Here is a 22,018-nt window from a genome sequence, read left to right as displayed (position 1 = left end):
AGGAACATCATGCTTATCTGGCAAAATACTGCTTTTAAGCACGAGCAAAAATCATGACCATGTCAAATACGCCCGACGCCTCGCCGCTCGGCAAACCCGCCGCCTACCAGACGCAGTACCAGCCTTCGCTGCTATTTCCGATCGCCCGGCAGGGCAAGCGCGACGAAATCGGCGTCAGCGGCACCTTGCCCTTTTTCGGCGTCGACATCTGGAATGCGTATGAAGTGTCCTGGCTTAACGCACGCGGCAAACCCCAGGTTGCCATCGCCACGTTTACCGTGCCTGCCGATTCCCCGAATATTGTCGAATCGAAGTCGTTCAAGCTGTACCTGAACTCCTTCAATCAAACCAAGCTGGCCGATGCCGATGCCTTGCTGCAGTTGTTGCGCAACGATTTGTCAGCCGGCTTCGGCGCGCCGGTGCACGTCACGCTGACCACGGCCGATGCCTTCGCCAGCCAAAAAATACAGGAACCGCAGGGTTTGCTGCTGGACCGGCTGGATATCGAAGTCGACGAATACCAGCCCAATCCTTCGCTGCTGAAGACGGATCCGAACAAGGTTGTCATTGAAGAAACGCTGGTCTCGCATCTGCTGAAATCAAATTGCCTGGTGACCGGCCAGCCGGATTGGGGCAGCGTGCAGATCCACTATGTCGGCGCAGCCATCGACCAGGAAAGCCTGCTGCGCTACCTGATCAGCTTCCGCGACCATAACGAATTCCATGAACAATGCGTGGAACGCATTTTTATGGACATCATGCGCAACTGTGCGCCGCAAAAATTGTCTGTATATGCCCGCTATACCCGCCGCGGCGGCCTGGACATCAACCCCTGGCGCAGTAATTTCTCCACCGGGCAGCCCCCTTCGAATTGGCGTCAGGCAAGGCAGTAACACACAATTCGTTACATTTGTAGCAAAAAGACAGCACTTAAGCACATAAATGCGCATTAAATTGGCGGGGATATTGACGCGTTGTCACTACACGTCTAACGTACCACCTCGCTGTAAAGGACTCTATATTTCATGACAATTTTTTCTCGCTTCACCGCCGTCAAAAGGACAGCAATATTCTCCGGCATGACTGCCATCGCCGCCGTGTGCGCCCCGGCCCACGCTCAGGACACCCCCGACACCACCGGCTGGTTCAGCAAAACCCTCACCCAGACCCAGGACAGGCTGAGCAACATCGCCAACAATGGCGATATGGAAGTGTATCTGTCAGGCTACGCCTACCACGGCCGCCATACCTATACCGAAGAAAAGATCCGGGAATTGAATGAAAAGGCCTGGGGCCTGGGCGGCGGCCGCACCATCCGCAATGCCGACGGCAACGACGAATCCCTGTATCTGTTTGCCATTCGCGATTCCCACTACAAGCCGCAGATCATGGCCGGCTATGCCTATGAGTGGATCTGGAACGTGCCCAAGACCCCGGTCGAAGTCGGCGCCGGCTATACCGCCATGCTGATGAGCCGCCAGGATTACTTCGGCGGCGTCCCGTTTCCGATTGCCTTGCCGGTCCTGTCGCTGGGCGTCAAAGGCGCCAAGCTGATGGGCTCTTACGTGCCGCGCCTGTCCCAGAACAAGGGCAATGGCGACGTCTGGCTGGTATTCGCGCGCTTCGAAGTTAAGTAAAACACCAGGCTTGTCAGCGATGGGCATCATTGCAAGTTGATGTTGTTGGCCGGAATCAAGTCTATAATTCGGGTTAGGTGTCGCCAATAGAAACGATATCGGCGCCGTAGCCCGGGCCATGCCGGCTTGGGCCAGACCGGGGGAAGCGTGGTGTAAAATCTGCGCTCACGTAACAGGGAGCCGCGGCCTATCCCCCGAACCTGGCATGTTTTCGACATGCTGCGGCAGGTTTTTAGCGATGGCGGCTCTGCTAAGTAAGACAAACCATCCATACTGGACCGCATACCAATTTGTATTATGACTAATCTTGCAAAAATCCTGCCCGCACAAAATGTGGCGCTGGATCTGGAAGTCTCCAGTAAAAAACGCGCTTTCGAACAAGCCGGTTTACTCTTCGAAAACAACTGCGGCATTGCCCGCTCTACCGTCTCCGATAACCTGTTTGCGCGCGAACGCCTCGGCTCCACCGGACTGGGCCACGGCGTTGCCGTGCCGCATGGCCGGGTCAAGGGCTTGAAAGCGCCATTGGCGGCATTTGTCCGCCTGGCCGAACCGATTCCGTTTGAATCGCCGGACGGCGAACCGGTCAGCCTGCTGGTTTTCCTGCTGATTCCAGACAACGTCACCCAGCAGCACCTGGAAATCCTGTCGGAAATCGCCGAAATGTTTTCCAGCGACGCCTTCCGCCAGATCCTCGCCAGCGACCCCGATCCGGCCTCGGTACATGCCCACATTGTCTCTTGGCAGCCCATGGGCACGGAAAATGCGACATAATTGACAGGAGGGCAACCGCCCGCCCAATTACCATGTCAGATGCCAATCATGCCCGCTTCCACGCCCCTCTCGATCCAGCAACTGTATGACGAAAACCGCGAGTCGCTGCAACTAGGCTGGTTTGCCGGCTTCCCCGGCGGCGAGCGCCTGATTTCCGGCGATGCCGCTTCAGCGGCCGACCAGGTCGGTCACTTGAACCTGATCCATCCGGGCCGGATCCAGGTCTTCGGCCATCAGGAGACCGAGTACTACCAGCGCCTGTCGGCTACTTCGCGGGTCTACCAGACCGCTGAACTGGTGGCGGGCGCGCCGCCGGCATTCATCATTGCGCAGGGGCTGGCGACGCCGCCCGACATCCTTGAAATCTGCGACGAAAAGAATATCCCGCTGTTCTCCACGCCGCTGCCCGCGGCCCAGGTGATCGATTACCTGCGCGTGTACCTGTCGAAGAAACTGGCGCAGCGCATCACCATGCACGGCGTGTTCATGGACGTGCTGGGCGTCGGCGTCCTGATCACCGGCGAATCCGGCCTCGGCAAAAGCGAGCTGGGGCTGGAACTGATTTCGCGCAGCCACGGCCTGGTGGCCGACGATGCGGTCGAATTCGCGCGCATCGCGCCCAACATGATCGAAGGACGCTGTCCGCATCTGCTGCAGAACCTGCTGGAAGTGCGCGGCCTCGGCCTGCTTGACATCAAGACCATCTTTGGCGAAACCGCGGTGCGCCGCAAGATGCGGCTCAAACTGATCGTTCATCTGGTGCGCCGGGCGACGCTGGAAGAAAACTACGAACGGCTGCCGCTCGACGCCCATACCCAGGAAGTGCTGGGACTGGCGATCCGCAAGGTCATCATCCCGGTGGCCGCCGGCCGCAACATCGCGGTGCTGCTGGAAGCCGCGGTGCGCAATACCATACTGCAGCTGCGCGGCATCGACACGCTCAAGGATTTCATCGCGCGGCAACGTATTGCGATGGACAGCGATAGCGATCTCTGATCCCCAGACAGGAAGCCCGTAGCGATACAAAACCGCAGGCGCAGCCGGCACTGGATCCTGCCCGTCACATATAAAATGCGGAGTTGCAGATTCGGCGGCATACGATCCTTGCCCCTTTCAATCCGGACACTTCCTGTAAAACCCGCGACTTACGGTATCATTCGCCAATGCGCATTATTCTTATCACCGGCATCTCCGGTTCCGGCAAATCAGTCGCTCTTCGAGTGCTCGAAGACGCGGGTTATTTTTGCGTCGACAATCTGCCGCCGGTCTTGCTGCGCGAGCTGGTCGCCGCGCGCCAGCATGAAGGCGCGCAGATGCTGGCGGTAGCCACCGACGCCCGCAGCGCCGATTCGCTGGCCGGCCTGCCGAGCGATATCCAGCAACTGCGGGCCGAAGGGCACGACGTCAAGGTATTCTTCCTGACGGCGCAGACCGAATCGCTGATCGCGCGTTTTTCCGAGACCCGCCGCAGCCATCCGCTGTCGCACCGGCTGCGCCCCGGCCAGAATCCGAGCGACCGCCTGACGCTGACCGAATGCATCCAGATCGAACGCGAGATGCTGGTCGAGATCGAGAGCATCGGCCATACCATCGACACTTCCGACATGAGCGCCAACCGCTTGCGCAGCTGGATCAAGGAGCTGGTCGATACCGAACCGGCGCCGCTGACCCTGCTGTTCGAATCGTTCGCCTTCAAGCGCGGCGTGCCGCTGGACGCCGACCTGGTGTTCGATGTCCGCATGCTGCCGAACCCGCATTACGACGTCAAGCTGCGGCCGCTGACCGGACGCGACCAGCCTGTGATCGCTTTCCTGGAAGGCTTGCCCAAAGTGAGCGACCTGCTGGGCGACATCCGCAATTTTGTCGAAAAATGGCTGCCTGAATTCAAGGACGACAACCGCAGTTACCTGACGGTGGCGATCGGCTGCACAGGCGGCCAGCACCGCTCCGTATATATGGTGGAACAGCTGGCAGAGTATTTCCAGGTGTCGGAACGCGTAGTGCGACGCCATCGCGAACTGGCCAAGCACGCCGGCGACCGCTAATCAAAGCCGCAGTTCATCCTCTTAGCCGTTCATTTCTTTTTCCATGTCCGAAAACAATTCCTGGATTCCGTTATTTCCCCTGAATGCCGTCCTGTTCCCCGGCGGCGTCCTGCCGCTCAAGGTCTTTGAAACACGCTACCTGGACATGCTGCGCGCCTGCATGAAAAGCGGGCAGCAGTTCGGCGTGGTGCTGATCAAATCCGGACAGGAGGTGGGGCTGGCGGCGGAGCCCGAAAACGTCGGTTGCCTGACCCGCATCACCGAATGGGACATGCAAGACCTGGGCGTGATGATGCTGCGCACTGAGGGCAGCCAGCGCTTCCGCATCCTGCAGCAGCGGGTATTGCCGGATCAGCGCCTGGAAGCGCAGGTAGCGTTGATCGACGACGATCCGGCGACCACGCCGGATGAAGTTCACCTGCAATGCGCCGGCACATTGAAGCTGGTGATCGACGACATCAACAAGAAGGGGCGCGCCACGCACGGCGCGGATTACGCCAGTCCGTTTTCATTGCCGGGGCAATTCGACAATGCCGGCTGGGTCGCCAACCGCTGGTGCGAAATCCTGCCGATTCCTTTGAAAGCCCGGCAGAAACTGCTGGAGCTGGCCGACGGCCGCGAGCGGCTCGGCATCGTTCACCAGTATCTCCTGCAGCACAACATCATCTAGATCCGCGCCGGCAAGCGGCCGGCGCCTCTGCCCTCAGGCAAACAGGTCGGCCTCGCGGAAAACCTCCAGCAACAGTTTCTTGACCGGCGCCGGCAGCGGCGCGTCCGCCAGCCTGTCGGCCGGGTACCAGACGTGACCGGACTCGGCAATGCCGTCCAGCCGCTGCGCCAGCGTAACCTGGAACGGCGCGATATGCAGCTTGAAATGGGTGAATACGTGGGTGAAGCCTGACAGCGCTTCATACGAGGCAATGCTGCCGAAGGCTGCCGTGGCGCGCTCCAGCGCTGTCGCGACGTCGCCTTCCGGCGCAACTTCCGGCAGCGACAGCAAGCCGCCCCAGATGCCGCTGTCGGGGCGCTGTTCCAGCAAGACCTGGCCCTGGTCGACGATGACCAGCATGCCGGTATGCTTTTCCGGGATGGCTTTCTTCGGCTTGCGCACCGGCAGTTCCGCGGTGCGGCCGCTGGCCAGCGCGACGCAGCGTTGCGCCAGCGGGCAAGTCTGGCAAGACGGCTTGCTGCGCGTGCACAGGGTCGCGCCCAGATCCATCAAGCCTTGCGTATATGATTCCACGCCCTGCTGCGGCAGCAGCGCTACCGCGCGCTGCCACATCGCATCTTCCACCGGCTTGGCGCCGGGGTAGCCTTCAATCCCGAATACCCGCGCAAACACGCGCTTGACATTGCCGTCCAGGATGGCGGCCTGCACGCCATAGGAAAAGGCGGCGATGGCGGCGGCAGTGGAACGGCCGATGCCCGGCAAGTCCTGCAGCAACGCCGGATCGCGCGGGAAGATGCCGCCATGCTCAGCCACTACGCGCTGCGCACAGCGGTGCAGATTGCGGGCGCGGGTGTAATAGCCCAGCCCGCTCCAGTGCGCCATCACTGCTTCGCTCGGTGCGGCTGCCAGCGCCTGCACATCGGGAAAGCTGGCCAGGAATTTCTGATAATAAGGAATCACCGCGGCCACCTGCGTCTGCTGCAGCATGATTTCGGAGAGCCAGACGCGATAGGCGTCGCGCGTCTGCTGCCACGGCAAGGCGTGGCGGCCATGCTGCTTCTGCCAGCCAATCACGGCCGCCGAAAAAGAGGGATCGGCGTATTGGGCGGCAGTTTGTTGCGAAGAGATGCTGCTGTTACTGACTACACGTTTCATTTATACCGCAACTTTCATCGGCGCCAGCTCGCTGCCCAGCGCGTTTCTTAAATCGTTCTCCAGCGCCATCAAGGTGTTCCTTTGCGCAGTCAATTCATTCTGCAGCATTTCCACCGACTGGATTTTTTCTTCCAGGCTGTCGATCGCCACATGCACTCGTTCTATCGAATCGGTGCGCTGCTTGAGCTGCGATTTGTGGGCGCGGATCTGTTCTTCCAGCGGCGCCATCACCACCTTGAGCCAGGCGTCGACATCGCGGTTGGCTTGCAGGTAGCTTTGCTTGACGCGCGAAGCGATCGAATCGAAGAATTTCTGCATCAGCACCACCTGGCTGGTCTTCACCAGCGTCACTGTGCCGAACTGGCGATGATAGGCGGTTTCGATCACGCTGATTTCCTTGCGATACTTGTCCAGCGAAAACGGCATCGGCGTCGACAGCGCCAGCCCGTGTTCGGTCGAAAACTTGCGGTACATGATGGTCATCATTTCCGAGATTTCATCGGTCTTCTGCCCCGACAGCATCAGGTTTTCCTGCGCGTTGTCGAAGAATTCCTTCACCGCGTGGCGGAAGCCGGCGGTAAACATGCTGCCTTCCATGGTTTCGCGCGTCTTGCGGATTTCTTCTTTCAGCAAGCCCATGCCCAGTGTCGTGAAGACGCCTGCCGAAAGGCGCGCAAACACCGTGCGCGTCCCCTGCAACTTGAGCAAGCTCTCGTCGAACTCCTTTTTCTCGATATCGATGCGTTTCATCATGTGACTGATGATGGAAGTATTCTTGCCGCGCAGGCTCTTCAGCTCCAGCAACTGCTCCACCACGCTGCGGATATGCGCCGACATCAGGGCTTGCTTGGTGACAGTCAGGTCATGGATGTCGGCGATCAGCTGCGAACGGATGATGTCGCGCTTGGCCGGGATCAGCTCGCGCGACAGGGCGTTCTCCAGCGTCGGTAGGCGGCTCCGGCGCAACAGGCCGGGCTCGCCGTTGATCTTGCCGACCAGCCCTTTCTGCGCAGAGACCGGATAGACCTGCGCCTCCGACAGGCCCAGAGTATGGGCCACGTTGGAAACCTGCTTGCTGATCTGCTGCTCGACCTCGAACGGCGAGCGCAGCTCGTCCCACATGCTGTCGATCTTGTTGAGCACCACCATGCGGCCGGCGCCGCTGCCGATATGATGGCGCCAGACATCGATATCGCTCTTGGTGACGCCGGTATCGGCGGCCAGGATGAACAATACCGCGTGGGCGTTGGGAATCAGGTTGAGCGTCAGTTCCGGCTCGGTGCCGATGGCGTTCAGGCCCGGCGTGTCGATAATCACCAGGCCTTCCTTCAGCAAGGGATGCGGGAAGTTGACGATGGCGTGGCGCCATTGCGAAATCTCGACCCGGCCGAGGACGTCGACGGCGACCGCGGCGTCGGGATCGTCTTCATCGTACAAGCCATACAGCTTGGCCTCTTCCACCGGCACCCATTTGGTCAGGCTGACCTGCTTGAAGGCTTCCAGCATGCCGTCGGTCGACGAGATGTCCAGCGGCAGTACGGTCCAGACGTGGTGCGCGCCCTTGTAATCGCTGGTCGACTGCGATTCGGCGCGGGTTTCAATCGGCAGCAGCCGGATGCAGGACGGGAACGAGGGGTCGTACAGCAGCTCGGTCGGGCACATGGTGGTGCGGCCGGCGGCCGACGGCAAGATGCGCTGGCCGTAGTCGGCGAAGAAGATCGCGTTGATCAGCTCTGATTTCCCGCGCGAGAATTCGGCCACGAAGGCGATCGACAGTTTATCGTCGGTCAGCCGCGCCAGCGCTCGCTCTATGCGCTGTTCGCTGGCGATATCCGACAATTTCGATGCGCTCGCCCAAGTCTGGTAACGCCGCAGTGCGCCCGCCACGCCGGTACGCCACTCACTGTATTCCTGGAATTTCTGAACTAGATTACTCACTGTCGCTCTCGCCTATCGTTTCTGATATTTTCTTGATGATTATTTCTGGAATTCATTTCTGGCACGTCTTGCAATAAAACGTCGACCGCTGCCCCTGCTTGATCTGCGAAATCAGCGCTCCGCAATTTCTGCACGGCAACCCAGCACGATCATAGACGAAATAACTCTGTTGGAAGTAGCCGGATTGGCCATCGGCGCCAATAAAATCGCGCAAAGTGCTTCCGCCCTTCTCAATCGCCGCCGCTAAAATTATCCGAATGGCATCAACCAGCCACTCATAGCGCGCCAGGCTGATGCGGTGCGCCGGGGTTTTCGGATTGATGCCGGCGCGGAACAGGCTCTCGGAAGCATAGATATTGCCGACCCCGACCACGATATCACCCGCCAGCAGCACTTGCTTGATCGGCGCGCTGCGCTTACGCGTCTCCTTATACAGGATCTGCGCCGAAAAAACCTGCTCCAGCGGCTCCAGCCCGAGCCCAGCCAGCAGCAGGTGCTGCTCCAGCGGACCGTCGGCGTCGGCATGCCATAGCACGGCGCCGAAGCGGCGCGGATCGGTCAGGCGCAACAGCTGCTGGCCGACCACCAGGTCGAAATGATCATGCTTTTGCGGCGCCGTACCGAGCTCCAGGATGCGCAGATGGCCGGACATCCCCAGGTGGATCAGCAGCGTGCCGTGATCGAAACGCAGCAGCAGGTATTTGCCGCGGCGCTCGACCCGCAGCACGGGACGTCCCACCAGCAGCGCCGGCAAGTCTTGCGGAAACGGCCAGCGCAAACCGCTGTGACGAAAAACGACAGCGGTGACCACACGGCCATCCAGATGCGGCGCAACGCCGCGGCGGGTCACTTCTACTTCAGGAAGTTCTGGCATAAGTCTTTAATTCCGGAGACAGGCTTGAGCAGCAACTGACAAAATCTGTCGCGAACCCTCCCGCTCCGGGCTGATCGTATAAATAGTTAAAAAGCAGATAAAACAGCAGATGAATAAGATCTGCAATTACAAAAGACAGCAATTGCATGGCGCCGCCCGATACATTTTTTGAAACAAAACTCCCGCCCGCCGCTGCGCATTGCCCTCTGGTTGGGCGTAAAATCAAGATTACCTCTGAAATTCAGAATTCACCGCTGACAAGCTAGGATATGTCCCTTGAAAAAAGCTCTTGCCATTGTAACGCTCTCTACCCTGCTGTCGGCTTGCGCCTCTGTAACGCCAAGCAACAACGATGCCACAAGCGCTGATGTCCAGCCTGCCGCAAGCCCGGCAGCAAGCGCGGCGGCCAGTCCGGAGCAACTCAAGGCGCGCAAGCTGGCGACCCGCGCCATGCCGGTCAAACCGCCTGAGGAACATTTGCCGGCCGTGCCGCTGACCAAGGAAATCCTGTTCAAGGTGCTCAGTTCGGAAATCGCTTTCCAGCGCGGCAACTGGCAATCCGCCTATGTGACCCTGCTGGGCGCCGCACAGCAGACGCGCGACCCGCGCCTGGCGCGCCGCGCGGCCGAGATGGCGCTGGGCGCCAAGCAGGCTGCCGAAGCGCTGGTGGCGATCCGCCTGTGGCGCGAGCTGGCGCCCGATTCGGAAGAAGCGACCCAGTACTATCTTGGCTTCATCATGCTCAGCAATAACCTGGCCGAAGCCAAGCCGATCCTGGAAAAACGCCTGCTGGACGCACCGCCCCAGGCGCGCGGCGTCATGATGCTGCAAATCCAGCGCCTGCTGATGCGGGCGCAGGACAAGCCCGGCGCCTTCGCTCTGCTGGAACAGCTGGTGGCGCCTTACACGGCGATGGCGGAAGCCCACCTGGCGCTGGCGCAGGAAGCCTTCAGCATCGGCAACGCCACGCGCGCCAAGGAAGAAGCGCAAATCGCCCTGAACCTGAAACCGGATTCAGAACTGGCGATCCTGACCAGCGCGCAAGTAGCGGCGGACAGCAAGGACGTCGAACGCATCCTGACCGATTTCCTGAAAAAATATCCCGGCTCGCGTGAAGTGCGGGTGGCTTATGCGCGCACCCTGATCGACCAGAAGCAGTACGAGAAGGCCCGCAGCCAGTTCGAGATCCTGCTGAAAAGCGACAAGCAGGACGCCACCACCTTGCTGGCGCTCGGCTTGCTGAACGCGCAGATCGGCGACACCCTGGCGGCCGAGCGCTACCTGACAAGCTATCTCGACCAGCTCGCCAAGCATCCTGACGAGGCGCGCGACAGCACCCAGGCCTTGCTGATCCTGGCGCAGATCGCAGCCGACCGCAACGACACCGACACCGCCCTCAAATGGCTGTCGCAGGTCGAACCGGGCGATGCTTACCTGGATGCGCAGCTGCGCCGAGCCCAGCTGCTGTCGAAGCGCGGCGACCTCGACGGCGCGCGCCGGGTGCTGGCTGAAATCGACACCAACGGCGAGCGTGAAAAAACCCAGGTGACCCAGGTCGAAGCTCAATTGCTGCGCGAATCGAACCGTCCGCAGGAAGCGTTCAAGGTGCTGGAAACCGCGCTCAAGGCGCAACCGGAAAATACCGACCTGCTATACGACTACGCGATGATGGCGGAGAAGCTCGACAATCTCGGCACCATGGAAACAGCACTGCGCAAGCTGATCGCGATCGCGCCGGAAAACCAGCAGGCCTACAACGCGCTCGGCTATTCGCTGGCGGAACGCAATATCCGTTTGCCGGAAGCGCTGGTCCTGATCCAGAAGGCGCTGGCCCTGGCGCCGCAAGATCCTTTCATCGTCGACAGCATGGGCTGGGTGCAATACCGCCTTGGCAACCTGGACGAAGCCGAGACACGGCTGCGCACTGCCTACGGCTTGCTGCCCGATCCTGAAATCGCCGTGCACCTGGGTGAAGTGCTGTGGGTCAAGGGACAAAAGACCGATGCGCAAAAGCTGTGGCGCGAAGTGCGGCAGAAGGATCCACAGAACGACGCCCTGAAGAACACCCTGGCACGACTGCGCGCGAACATATGATGCGCGCCGTCCGCAACACCACCAAGCCGTCGGCGCTGCGCCGTGCCGGCCTGGGCGCGCTGATGCTGGCCGCCATTGCATTGAGCGGCTGCAGCACCCTGCCGTCTTCAGGCGACACTGCGGCGGCCAGCAGCGGCAGCAACGGCAGCGCCGCCGCGCGCCAGTATCGCCAGGCCATCGATGTCAGCGGCCGGCTGTCCCTGCGTTATCAGCAGGACGGCAAGCAGCAGGCCATGTACGGCAGCTTCACCTGGTCGCAAAGCAAGCAGGAAACCGCCATCACACTGCTTTCGCCGCTGGGGCAAACGCTCGCCACCATCAATATCGGCGCCGGCCAGGCCACCCTCAAACAAGCCGGCCAGCCGCCGCGCATCGCCAGCGACGTCGACGCCTTGACGGTGCAGGCGCTGGGCTGGCCGCTGCCGATCGCCGGCTTGCGCGACTGGCTGCAAGGCTTCGGCGAAGATGCCGGCGGCCAGCGCTTTACGGCGACCCCGAACGCCGACGACAGCTTCAGCGTCACCACCGCCGACAAGTGGCTGATCCAGTACAGCAACTGGCAAGACAGCGGCGCCGAGAGCTATCCGAAGCGGATAGACCTGGCGCGCAATACCGCGCAGGCTGGCGAAGTGGCTATCCGCATCGCCATCAGCAGCCGCCAATCGCATTGAACCTCGTACACTGAACTTCGCAATGACACGCACGCTGAACAACTGCCCCGCGCCAGCCAAGCTGAATTTATTCCTGCACGTCACCGGCCGCCGGCCGGATGGCTATCATCTGCTCCAAACCGTGTTTCAGCTGGTCGACTTCAACGACCTGCTGCACTTCGAATTGCGCGACGACGACCAGATCCGGCGCAGCACCGATATTCCCGGCGTGCCCGAGGAAAGCGATCTGATTGTGCGCGCCGCCGTGCTGCTGCAAAGCGCGCTCCGGCGTAAGGCCGCGCTTGCCGGCGCGGCGCCGGCGCCATTGGGCGCGAATATCGGCATCGAAAAAAAACTGCCGATGGGCGGCGGCCTTGGCGGCGGCTCTTCCGACGCCGCCACCACGCTGATGGCGCTCAATCACCTCTGGCAAGGCGGCCTGTCGCGCCAGGAATTGATGGCTTTAGGCCTGCAATTGGGAGCCGATGTGCCGTTTTTCCTGTTCGGGCGAAACGCATTTGCAGAAGGCATCGGAGAATCGCTGCAAAAGCTTGACACCCCGGGGCTATGGTTCGTTATAATTCAGCCCGGCGTAACAATTCCGACAGAAATAATTTTTTCATCTTCGGAATTGACAAGGAATACGAAACCCGTCAAAATGACGGACTTTTCGATAGGTACTAAAAAACTTTTCGGAAAAAACGATCTGGAAGCCGTGGCGGTAAGCAAGTTCCCGGAAGTTGCAGCAGCCATCAAATGGCTAGGCAATTACGGCGACGCCAGGATGACCGGCTCAGGTGCTTGTGTTTTTTGTGCTTTTACCGAAGAACACGACGCTGACGAGGTGCTGAAATCAGTGCCGCTTCAGTGGAAAGCATGGAAAGCCAAGGCGATGCAGGAACATCCTCTCGCCGGATTGTTGGATAATTAGTTGAGTTGCACAGAATTCGGTTTAACATCAGATTCAAGCGCGGCAGACAGTGCCGGCGCGGATTTATGGTAGACAACAAGTTGCGTAGGGGAATCGCCAAGCTGGTTAAGGCACTGGATTTTGATTCCAGCATTCCAAGGTTCGAATCCTTGTTCCCCTGCCATTAAATACGGACAATAATGTCCAGCAGCAATTAGCCTTATAGCGGCAGCAAGATACGCCGCATCAGAAATACAACACTGCACACAGCGAACACATAAGCCGCCAACGCAAGACTGGAACAGTCTGGCATTGTCGGCTTTTCAACTTTTTAACGACAGTATCCAGGGAACTCCATGGCAAACGAAAACCTGATGGTTTTTACCGGCAACGCAAACCCGGAACTAGCTATTGGAGTTGTCAAGCAACTCGGTATTCCGCTAGGCAAGGCCAACGTTACTAAATTCTCCGACGGCGAAGTCATGGTCGAGATCAATGAGAACGTACGTGGCAAGGATGTCTTCGTGCTGCAATCGACTTGCGCACCGACCAACGACAACCTGATGGAAATCATGCTGATGGTCGATGCCCTCAAGCGCGCATCCGCCGGCCGTATCACCGCTGCGATTCCTTACTATGGCTATGCGCGGCAAGACCGCCGCCCGCGTTCGGCGCGGGTTGCGATTTCCGCCAAGGTGGTGGCCAACATGCTGCAGGAAGCCGGCGTCGAACGGGTCCTGATCATGGACTTGCACGCTGACCAGATTCAAGGTTTCTTCGATATTCCGGTAGATAACATCTACGCGTCGCCGATTCTGCTGGGCGACCTGGTAAGCAAGAACTACGACGACCTGCTGGTCGTATCGCCGGACGTCGGCGGCGTGGTGCGCGCCCGCGCTTTGGCAAAACGCCTGAACTGCGACCTGGCGATCATCGACAAGCGCCGGCCGAAGGCGAATGTCTCCGAAGTCATGAACATCATCGGTGAAGTCGAAGGCCGCAACTGCGTGATCATGGATGACATGGTCGATACCGCCGGCACCCTGACCAAGGCAGCCGAAGTATTGAAAGAGCGCGGCGCCAAGAAAGTGGTTGCTTACTGTACGCACCCGGTCCTGTCCGGCCCCGCCCTTGAGCGCATCGTCAATTCGCCGCTGGATGAGCTGGTCGTCGTCGACACCATCCCGCTGTCGGCGGAAGCCAAGGCCTGCGGCAAAATCCGCCAGCTGACATGCGCCAGCTTGCTGGCTGAAACCTTCAAGCGTATTACCAAGGGCGATTCGGTGATGTCGCTGTTTGCAGAATAAGTTTTAATAGATTTTATCGTCCTTGCATCTGGCGACAGATGCAAGGACGACCTTAAATCCCCTGGTCGCGGGGGATTTCTACCGCCGGACAATCATAAATAGTCCGGCACACAATGGAGCTTCAAAATGAAAGTAATCGCATTTGTACGCAAAGAGCAGGGGACCGGAGCGAGCCGCCGCCTGCGCAATGCTGGCCAGACACCAGGTATCGTTTATGGTGGTTCCGACGCGCCGGTCAATATCTCGCTGGACCACAACGCGCTGTACCACGCGCTGAAAAAAGAAACTTTCCACTCCTCGATCCTCGACCTCGAAATCGACGGCAAGGTACAGAAAGTCCTGCTGCGCGACTTCCAAGTCCACGCATACAAGCAACTGGTCCTGCACGCTGACTTCCAGCGCGTCGATGCCAAACAGGCAATCCACGTCAAAGTGCCGCTGCACTTCATCAATGCAGAAGTTGCTCCTGCAGTGAAACTGTCCGGCGCCATCATCAGCCACGTGCTGACTGAACTGGAAATCACTTGCCTGCCAGCAGACCTGCCAGAGTTCGTTGAAGTCGACCTGACCAGCATCGAAGTCGGTCACTCGATCCACTTGGCTGACCTGAAGCTGCCTAAGGGCGTTTCGGCTGTGTCGCAAGAAAACCTGACTGTCGCTACTGCATCGATCCCAGCCGGCAAAGTTGAAGCTGAAGCCGAAGCTGCTGCTCCAGCCGCTCCTGCTGCCGACGCTGCCGACAAGAAATAACAGTCGCTGCATTTACCAGAAGGCTTTTGCTCTGGTCGAAAAACCCGCCTTCGTGGCGGGTTTTTTATTGTTGGCCCCTGCTTCTTCTATAATCTGCGCTAGCCCTCATACGAAAATCACGCAAACATGTCCATCCGTCTCATCGTCGGCCTCGGCAATCCCGGTCCGGAATACGAACAAACGCGTCACAACGCCGGTTTCTGGCTGGTCGATAACCTGGCAAACGATCTCGGCTGCCGGCTGGCCCGGGAAGCGCGCTTCAACGCATTCGTCGCCAAGACCAGCATCGCCGGCCAGGAAGTCTGGCTGCTGGAACCGCAGACCTTCATGAACCGCTCCGGCCAGTCGGTGGGCGGCATCGCGCGCTTCTACAAGATCGCGCCGGAAGAAATCCTGGTGGTGCACGATGAGCTGGACCTGCCCCCCGGCAGCGCCAAGCTGAAAAAAGGCGGCTCCTCGGGCGGCCATAATGGCTTGAAAGACATCACAGCGGCGCTCGGCACCCAGGATTACTGGCGCCTGCGGCTGGGCATAGGCCATCCGCGCACGCTCAACCTGCAGCAGGTAGTCGCCGATTTCGTGCTGCACCGGCCGCGCAAGGATGAGCAGGCGCCGATCGAAGAGGCGATTGCCGACAGCCTGAGGATCATTCCGCTGCTGTGCGAAGGCAAATTCGAGGCGGCAACCATGCAGCTGCATACCGCCAGATAAAATCGCCGCTGCCGCCAATGCGATTGCTTACGGTTTAAAGGCCTTGGCAGCGGCTTCCGGTAAAATAGCGGGTTAATTCAATACTTCACTCTGTAAAGTCCAAATCATGAGTCTCAAATGCGGCATCGTCGGCCTACCCAACGTCGGCAAATCCACCCTCTTCAATGCCCTGACCAAAGCGGGCATTCCGGCGGAAAATTACCCCTTCTGCACCATCGAGCCGAACGTCGGCATGGTTGAGGTGCCGGATCCGCGCCTGAAGGCGCTGGCCGAGATCGTCAAGCCGGAACGCATCCTGCCTGCGACCGTCGAGTTCGTCGATATCGCCGGCCTGGTGGCCGGTGCATCCAAGGGCGAAGGCCTGGGCAACCAGTTCCTGGCGCACATCCGCGAAACCGACGCCATCGTCAACGTCGTGCGCTGCTTTGAAGACGACAACGTGATCCACGTCGCCGGCAAGATCAATCCGCTGGACGATATCGACGTCATCCAGACCGAGCTGGCGCTGGCCGACATGGGCACGGTGGAAAAGGCCATCCATCGCGAAAACAAGAAAGCCCGCTCCGGCGACAAGGATGCCGCCAAGCTGGTGGCCCTGCTGGAGCGCCTGATGCCGGAACTGGACCAGGCCAAGCCGGTGCGCGCCTGCGGCCTCGACGCCGAAGAAATGGCCCTGATCAAGCCGCTGTGCCTGATCACCGCCAAGCCCGCCATGTACGTCGCCAACGTTTCTGACCACGGCTTCACCAACAACCCGCTGCTGGACCAGCTGACTGCCTACGCAGCCTCGCAAAACGCGCCCATCGTGGCCATTTGCGCAGCGATCGAATCGGAAATCGCCGACCTGGACGAAGCCGACAAACACGAATTCCTGGCCGACATGGGCATGGAAGAACCCGGCCTGGACCGCCTGATCCGCGGCGCCTTCAAGCTGCTCGGCCTGCAGACCTACTTCACCGCCGGCGTCAAGGAAGTACGCGCCTGGACCATCCATGTCGGCGACACCGGCCCGCAGGCAGCCGGCGTGATCCACACCGACTTCGAACGCGGCTTCATCCGCGCCCAGACCATCGCCTACGAAGATTTCATCAGCCACAAGGGCGAGCAAGGCGCCAAGGAAGCCGGCAAGATGCGCGCCGAAGGCAAGGAATATGTGGTCAAGGACGGCGACGTGCTCAATTTCCTGTTTAATGTTTAAGCCTTCGTTTGGCACATCGGGGTATTGACTGCACGCATTGAATTTTGGTGCATGTCAAACAGACATCCCGCAAACTCAAAACGCGGCGAAGCCCGGCCCTCTCCCTGCAAATTGGGGATGGGCGCCGGGCTTTTTCTCTATTAAACGCGGATGAACAAAACCACGCGCCATGCACTCTAATGGGATGTGATCCAACACTCACGCCTTGCCTTCTCGCCACCTCGATTTCAGGAGGAGCCATGAACCCCAAATTGCTTATCCCGGCCATTGCTGCGGCCACGTTATGCGCCGGATGTTCATTACCGCCTAGGATCGATCTGCTAGGCGATCCGGCGGTAGTGACGGCCGCCACACGCACCATCGTTATCACTCCGGACACCAGCTACGTCAATGTAACCGGCGGCGAAATCATCAAATTCGTTGTGGGCGACAAATCTTTTGCCTGGAATTTTGACGGCGCCGATTATCTTGAAAAATTCGATTTAAATCAGACCGCGCCGCCAGGAATGCTTGATCACCGGGTCATCGCCTATGTCGCCGCCAATCCCCTATATTCCGGCGGTGGCGATGGCCGCCATCACGGCGACGGTCACGGCGGCGGTCATGGGGGCGACTTTACCAGCGGTGGCGGTCATGGCGGCGGCCATAAGTAGCTAGCGCGGAAGGACCTGCCCGGTTTGCTAACAAAAGTCAAAATCAAGCGCATTGTGCAATAAATTCCATACAAACCGTCGAGGATTCACTAGACTGTCCAACATCCGTATAGCAAAGAGCGACGATGGACAGAGTAGAAACCATGCAGGTATTCGTGCGCGTGGCCGAAACCGGCAGCTTCACCAAGGCCGCCGATGGCCTGGGGCTGCCGCGCGCCACTGTTTCCGCCGCTATCCAGCAGCTGGAAGCCAGCCTGGGCGCGCGCCTGCTACAGCGCACCACGCGCCGTGTGCACCTGACGCAGGACGGCAGCGCCCTGCTGGAACGCTGCTATCAGCTGCTGTCCGACTTTGAAGAGATCTCGGGGTTGTTCAGGCAAACCCCGGCGCAGGCCAGCGGCAAGCTCAAGGTGGACGTGCCGAGCCGTCTCGCCAGGCTGGTGATAGCGCCGGTCCTGCCGGAATTCTTCAAACTGTATCCCGATATCGAACTGGAACTGCGCTGCACCGACCGCTCCATCAACCTGATCCAGGAAGGCGTCGATTGCGTGATCCGCGTCGGCCAGCTGGAAAACAGCAGCCTGGTGGCGCGTCCGCTGGGTCAGTTTGAACTCATGAATTGCGCCAGCCCGGCGTATCTGCGGCAATATGGCAAGCCTGCCACGCCGGCCGAACTGGAACAGCACTGGGCCGTCAACTATCTGTCGCCCACCAGCGGCCGCAGCGCGCCGTGGGAATACGTGGAAGACGGCCTGCTTAAGATCGTGGAAATGCGCAGCCGCGTGGCGGTGAACAATGCGGAAACCTACATCGCCTGCTGCCTGGCCGGTCTCGGCTTGATCCAGATACCGGCCTATGACGTGCGCAACCACATACGCGCGGGCGAACTGCAGGAAATCATGCCGCAGGCGCGCGCCAGCGCCATGCCCGTCTACGCGCTCTACCCGCACCGGCGGCATTTATCGCGCCGGGTGCAGGTGTTTATCGACTGGGTCGAAATCCTGCTGCAGCGGCACCATTAACGCGCCGCAATCCTGTTCTATTTCGCGGCCTGCTTGACCGGATCACCGGGACAAGGTCCGCCGGCATCAGCCCAGGCCTGCAGTTTCTGCACGAACTCTTCATGTGAAATCACCGGCGTGGTGCGGCCGGCGCCCGGGTTCCAGGCCCACAGCACCAGCGGATCGGTCTTCATGTGGTCGATCACTTCATCCATGGTCTTGCGGTTGCCGTTCTTGCCCGGATCTTTCATCGCCTGGCAGATCAGCACCTTGCTCAGCGATTGCCAGGCCATGCTGAGCGGCGGCATTTTCCAGTGCGGCGCGCCCGGCACCTTGCCGTCGGCGCTATTGCTTGCCTGGTGGCAGGCAGCGCACTGCAAGGTGGCGACGCCGCTATCGTGCGGGCCGCGCATCACTAGTTGCGCATGCTCGATGCCGATATCCTTTTGATGCGGCGCCTGCACCTGGTGGCAATTCAGGCAGCGCGGTCCCATCACCACGCTGGCGATGGGCTCGAACAATTGCTGCCCGGTCGGCGCCGGCGCTTGCTGGGAAAGCGCCGGAACACAGATCAGGGCCAGCAGCAAGGCTGGCAGGACGCCGAATATTTTCAGATATTTCATCACGCCACCCTATGCGATCTGGAACTGGTGATTCTTGAGAGGCAGCGAACGTATGCGCTCGCCGGTCGCAAAAAATATGGCGTTCGCCAAGGCCGGGGCGACGCAAGCCACGGCCGGTTCGCCGACGCCGCCGGGATGCTCGCTGCTCGGCACCAGCACTACTTCTATCTTCGGCGTCTGGTACATGCGCAGCACCGGGTAGTCGTCGAAATTGCTCTGCTCGACCACGCCGTTTTTAAGAGTGATCTCGCCGAACAAGGCAGACGACAAGCCGAACACCACGCTCGATTCCATCTGCGCCCGCACCAGGTCGGCGTTGACCACCACGCCGCAATCGATGGCGCACCAGACCTTGTGCACGATGAGCTTGCGGTTCTTGTCGACGCTGGCCTCGACCGCCATGGCGACAAAACTGCCGTAGGAATCGTGCACCACGATGCCTCTATGCGCGCCGTTTGCAGCCGGCTGCGGCCAGGCACAGGCTTTTGCCACCGCGTCCAGCACGCCCAGGTGGCGCGGCTTGTTTTTCAGCAGCTCGCGCCGGAACTGATAGACATCCTTGCCTGCCGCATGCGCCAGTTCATCGATGAAGGTTTCAACCGCATAGGCGTTGAACGAGTGCCCTACCGAGCGCATCCACAGCACCGGGACCTGGTAGTGCGTGGTGTGCAGGTCCACCAACACGTTCGGGATCGCGTAGGGAATGTCCTGGGCGCCTTCGGTCGACAAGGAATCGATGCCATCTTTGACGATGAACGGTTCCATGATGCTGCCGCCGCCGATCGACTGCACCGCGATGCGGTCGGTCCAGGAGCTCACCTGGCCTTGCTCATCCAGGGTAGCGCTCAGGCGGCAATAGGAGGCCGGACGGTAATACCCTCCCTTGATGTCCTGGTCGCGGGTCCACACCACTTTCACCGGCTGCTTCAGGTCCTGCGCCACCACCTTGGCCACATGCGCGGCGTCGACCACCACGTCGAAACCGAGGCTGGAACGGCGGCCGAAGCCGCCGCCGGTAAACATCGTGTTCAGCTTGACCTGCTCCGGCTTGAGTCCTAGCACGCCGGCGATCGCCAGCTGGTCGCCGCCCGGCCATTGGGTGCCCAGCCACACTTCACAGCCGTTTGCGCGGACATCGAACACCGCATGCAAAGGCTCCATGGCGGCGTGGGTCAGATAAGGAAACTGGTAGTCCGCGCTCAAATGTTGCTTTGCGCTTTTCTGCGCGGCGGCCACATTGCCGTCATTGCGCGCCACCGTGCCAGCGACATCCATCAGCTGCCGGTACACGATGCCTTGCATATCCGAGGACACACGCTCGCCGGCCACCGCATCCCATTCGATCACCAAGGCATCGCGCCCCAGCTTGGCGGCCCAGAAATCCTTGGCCACCACCACGATGCCGGCCGGCACCTGGTACACGCCCAGCACGCCGGCAACCTGGCGCGCCTTGCCGGCGTCGAAGCTGCGCACCTTGCCCTTGAAAATCGGCGGCCGCGCAATCAATGCGGTAAGCATGCCCGGCAACATGACATCCATGCCGAATTTCGCGCTGCCGTCCGATTTTGTCTTGCCGTCCAGGCGCCGCACCGGACGGCCGATGATTTTGAAATTGCGCGGATCTTTCAGCGCCACATTGTCCGGCACCGCCAGTCCCGCCGCCTCCGAGGCCAGCTCGCCATAGCTGGCGCTGCGGCCGCTGGCCGCATGCAGCACCCTGCTCTTGTCGGTATGCAGGCTGCCGCTATCGACATTCCAGCGCTTGGCCGCGGCCGCCAGCAATATGGCGCGCACCGCGGCGCCCGCCCTGCGCTGCGGCTCATACTGCGCCATGGTGGTAATGCTGCCGCCGGTGAGCTGGGTATGCATGATCGGATGGGCGTAGGCCGGCGCCGTCGGCGACTGCTCCCAGCGCACCAGGTTCCAGTCGGCGTCCAGCTCTTCCGCCACCAGCATCGGCAAGGCGGTAGACACGCCCTGGCCCATTTCGGTATGGCCGACGATCACGGTGACCAGGTTATCCGGGGTGATGCGGACAAAGGCATTCGGCTGCAATGCTGCGCCCGCGGCCGGCGCGGCCGCCATGGCGCCGCGCATCGTTGCGCTGATGTGCCAGCCGACCAGCAAGCCGCCGCCGACCAGGGCGCCGACCTGCAAAAATCCACGGCGCGAAATGGTAACGGAATCGGCAGCGGAATCAGAGGGAGGATTAGTCACGCTCATTTTTTCGCTCCACTGTCGGCGACGCTGTGCACGGCGGCGCGGATGCGCGGATACATGCCGCAGCGGCAGATATTGCCCGACATGGCCTGGTCGATATCAGCGTCGCTTGGCTTCGGTATGCTGGTCAGCAAGGCTACCGCCGCCATCACCTGGCCCGACTGACAGTAGCCGCATTGCGGCACGTTCAATTCTTCCCAGGCTTGCTGTACTTTCCTGCCGATCGGATGCGCGCCTATGGCTTCGATGGTCGTGATCTGCCTGCCTTCCAGCGCCGCCGCCGGCGTCACGCAAGAGCGCACCGGCAAGCCATCCACATGCACGGTGCAAGCGCCGCACAGCGCCGCGCCGCAGCCGAATTTGGTGCCGGTCATGGCCAGCTCGTCGCGCAAGACCCACAGCAGCGGCTTTTGATTCGATGCATCTACCTGGTGTGCCTTGCCGTTGATATGAAGTGTAGTCATCACGCTCCCCGTTGATCGTGCACTGTGAATAAGCCTGGACGGCCAATCTTTTGCGAGCCGCCTGCCTTGCTGCGGTGCGTAAATTTTAAGTTAATCAAAAGCAAAAAATAGACACAATTCCTGAATGCAGTATTCACAAAATCCACTCAATACCCATGTCCTCGCCTCTGGTTTTCTCTTAAACCCAAGAAACAAGTACAGATATAATTAAAAATGTAACTGTGCTTTAAATCTACCGTGCCGACTGTATATGCCAGGGTAGAAAACCGCCAATTACACTCCACCCTATCCTGCGCATTTTGCGCAACCGGCATCGCGTGGCTTCGGCAGCGTCACAAGGAATA

General features: G+C 60.1%; 22 protein-coding genes and 1 tRNA gene. 16 read left to right on the top strand and 7 right to left on the bottom strand.

From position 1 onward, the window contains the following. The first annotated feature begins 53 nt into the window (after positions 1-53). From queF to KHU30_RS20355, 6 genes are all read left to right on the top strand, one after another. Positions 54-893, top strand: coding sequence for an NADPH-dependent 7-cyano-7-deazaguanine reductase QueF (queF, locus tag KHU30_RS20380; protein ID WP_211444423.1), 840 nt, complete (start codon positions 54-56; stop codon positions 891-893). Positions 894-1,025: 132 nt separating this feature from the next. Continuing rightward, the gene (locus KHU30_RS20375) at positions 1,026-1,637 is read left to right on the top strand and encodes a hypothetical protein (protein ID WP_211444422.1); all 612 of its coding nucleotides are present in this window, start codon (positions 1,026-1,028) and stop codon (positions 1,635-1,637) included. A 297-nt stretch (positions 1,638-1,934) separates the two neighbouring features. After that, positions 1,935-2,411 carry a PTS sugar transporter subunit IIA gene (locus KHU30_RS20370; protein ID WP_211444421.1) on the top strand — a complete coding sequence of 159 codons (477 nt, stop codon included), beginning with the start codon at positions 1,935-1,937 and terminating at the stop codon, positions 2,409-2,411. 48 nt (positions 2,412-2,459) lie between these two features. Next, positions 2,460-3,407: an HPr(Ser) kinase/phosphatase gene (gene hprK, locus KHU30_RS20365; RefSeq protein ID WP_038485268.1), complete on the top strand. Its 948-nt coding sequence runs from the start codon at positions 2,460-2,462 to the stop codon at positions 3,405-3,407. 167 nt (positions 3,408-3,574) lie between these two features. Next, positions 3,575-4,456, top strand: coding sequence for an RNase adapter RapZ (rapZ, locus tag KHU30_RS20360; protein ID WP_211444420.1), 882 nt, complete (start codon positions 3,575-3,577; stop codon positions 4,454-4,456). Between the two features lie 43 nt (positions 4,457-4,499). Further along, positions 4,500-5,126, top strand: coding sequence for an LON peptidase substrate-binding domain-containing protein (locus tag KHU30_RS20355; protein WP_211444419.1), 627 nt, complete (start codon positions 4,500-4,502; stop codon positions 5,124-5,126). Between the two features lie 33 nt (positions 5,127-5,159). On the opposite strand, the gene mutY is transcribed toward KHU30_RS20355, so the two are convergent. The 4 genes from mutY to KHU30_RS20335 are packed head-to-tail and all read right to left on the bottom strand — an operon-like array spanning position 5,160 to position 9,319. Further along, entirely contained in the window at positions 5,160-6,281 is a 1,122-nt protein-coding gene (gene mutY, locus KHU30_RS20350; protein WP_211444418.1) for an A/G-specific adenine glycosylase, read from the bottom strand. Then, positions 6,282-8,219 (bottom strand): dynamin family protein, encoded by a 1,938-nt coding sequence (locus KHU30_RS20345; RefSeq protein ID WP_211444417.1) that lies wholly within the window; start codon positions 8,217-8,219, stop codon positions 6,282-6,284. Positions 8,220-8,271: 52 nt separating this feature from the next. Continuing rightward, entirely contained in the window at positions 8,272-9,093 is an 822-nt protein-coding gene (mutM, locus tag KHU30_RS20340) for a bifunctional DNA-formamidopyrimidine glycosylase/DNA-(apurinic or apyrimidinic site) lyase (RefSeq protein ID WP_211444416.1), read from the bottom strand. Next, positions 9,077-9,319, bottom strand: coding sequence for a hypothetical protein (locus KHU30_RS20335; protein ID WP_211444415.1), 243 nt, complete (start codon positions 9,317-9,319; stop codon positions 9,077-9,079). Before KHU30_RS20335 ends, mutM begins: the two co-directional genes overlap by 17 nt. Before the next feature lie 50 nt (positions 9,320-9,369). Here KHU30_RS20335 and KHU30_RS20330 point away from each other — a divergent pair, with 50 nt between their 5' ends. The 10 genes from KHU30_RS20330 to KHU30_RS20285 all read left to right on the top strand — a co-directional run bounded on the left by KHU30_RS20330 (position 9,370) and on the right by KHU30_RS20285 (position 18,388). After that, entirely contained in the window at positions 9,370-11,187 is a 1,818-nt protein-coding gene (locus KHU30_RS20330) for a tetratricopeptide repeat protein (protein ID WP_211444414.1), read from the top strand. Then, the gene (gene lolB / locus KHU30_RS20325) at positions 11,184-11,858 is read left to right on the top strand and encodes a lipoprotein insertase outer membrane protein LolB (RefSeq protein ID WP_211444413.1); all 675 of its coding nucleotides are present in this window, start codon (positions 11,184-11,186) and stop codon (positions 11,856-11,858) included. Before KHU30_RS20330 ends, lolB begins: the two co-directional genes overlap by 4 nt. Before the next feature lie 22 nt (positions 11,859-11,880). Then, positions 11,881-12,768 (top strand): 4-(cytidine 5'-diphospho)-2-C-methyl-D-erythritol kinase, encoded by an 888-nt coding sequence (gene ispE, locus KHU30_RS20320; RefSeq protein ID WP_211444412.1) that lies wholly within the window; start codon positions 11,881-11,883, stop codon positions 12,766-12,768. A gap of 86 nt (positions 12,769-12,854) precedes the next feature. Then, positions 12,855-12,931: transfer RNA gene (locus KHU30_RS20315), tRNA-Gln, on the top strand. A 172-nt stretch (positions 12,932-13,103) separates the two neighbouring features. Next, complete coding sequence (locus tag KHU30_RS20310; protein ID WP_061936920.1) at positions 13,104-14,054, top strand: ribose-phosphate pyrophosphokinase; 951 nt, start codon at positions 13,104-13,106, stop codon at positions 14,052-14,054. A 126-nt stretch (positions 14,055-14,180) separates the two neighbouring features. Next, positions 14,181-14,804 carry a 50S ribosomal protein L25/general stress protein Ctc gene (locus KHU30_RS20305; protein ID WP_211444411.1) on the top strand — a complete coding sequence of 208 codons (624 nt, stop codon included), beginning with the start codon at positions 14,181-14,183 and terminating at the stop codon, positions 14,802-14,804. Positions 14,805-14,930: 126 nt separating this feature from the next. After that, on the top strand, positions 14,931-15,515 hold the full coding sequence (pth, locus tag KHU30_RS20300; protein WP_211444410.1) for an aminoacyl-tRNA hydrolase: 585 nt from the start codon (positions 14,931-14,933) through the stop codon (positions 15,513-15,515). Between the two features lie 106 nt (positions 15,516-15,621). Next, on the top strand, positions 15,622-16,713 hold the full coding sequence (gene ychF / locus KHU30_RS20295) for a redox-regulated ATPase YchF (protein WP_211444409.1): 1,092 nt from the start codon (positions 15,622-15,624) through the stop codon (positions 16,711-16,713). A gap of 239 nt (positions 16,714-16,952) precedes the next feature. Next, positions 16,953-17,366, top strand: coding sequence for a CzcE family metal-binding protein (locus KHU30_RS20290; RefSeq protein ID WP_211444408.1), 414 nt, complete (start codon positions 16,953-16,955; stop codon positions 17,364-17,366). A 125-nt stretch (positions 17,367-17,491) separates the two neighbouring features. Beyond that, positions 17,492-18,388, top strand: a complete 897-nt coding sequence (locus tag KHU30_RS20285) for a LysR family transcriptional regulator (protein ID WP_211444407.1) — start codon at positions 17,492-17,494, stop codon at positions 18,386-18,388. Between the two features lie 17 nt (positions 18,389-18,405). Here KHU30_RS20285 and KHU30_RS20280 read toward each other — a convergent pair whose 3' ends face one another. Genes KHU30_RS20280 through KHU30_RS20270 form a run of 3 tightly spaced genes read right to left on the bottom strand, consistent with a single transcriptional unit; the run spans position 18,406 to position 21,674 of the window. Then, positions 18,406-18,990, bottom strand: coding sequence for a hypothetical protein (locus KHU30_RS20280; protein ID WP_211444406.1), 585 nt, complete (start codon positions 18,988-18,990; stop codon positions 18,406-18,408). A gap of 9 nt (positions 18,991-18,999) precedes the next feature. Next, positions 19,000-21,213 (bottom strand): xanthine dehydrogenase family protein molybdopterin-binding subunit, encoded by a 2,214-nt coding sequence (locus tag KHU30_RS20275; RefSeq protein ID WP_211444405.1) that lies wholly within the window; start codon positions 21,211-21,213, stop codon positions 19,000-19,002. Continuing rightward, positions 21,210-21,674: a (2Fe-2S)-binding protein gene (locus KHU30_RS20270; protein WP_211444404.1), complete on the bottom strand. Its 465-nt coding sequence runs from the start codon at positions 21,672-21,674 to the stop codon at positions 21,210-21,212. Before KHU30_RS20270 ends, KHU30_RS20275 begins: the two co-directional genes overlap by 4 nt. Positions 21,675-22,018 lie beyond the last annotated feature (344 nt).

The sequence above is a fragment of the Collimonas humicola genome (genome assembly GCF_018304945.1).
GTDB lineage: Bacteria > Pseudomonadota > Gammaproteobacteria > Burkholderiales > Burkholderiaceae_D > Collimonas > Collimonas humicola.
The sequence above is the reverse complement of the archived record's forward strand: the minus strand, read 5'-3'. Positions and strand labels throughout refer to the sequence as shown.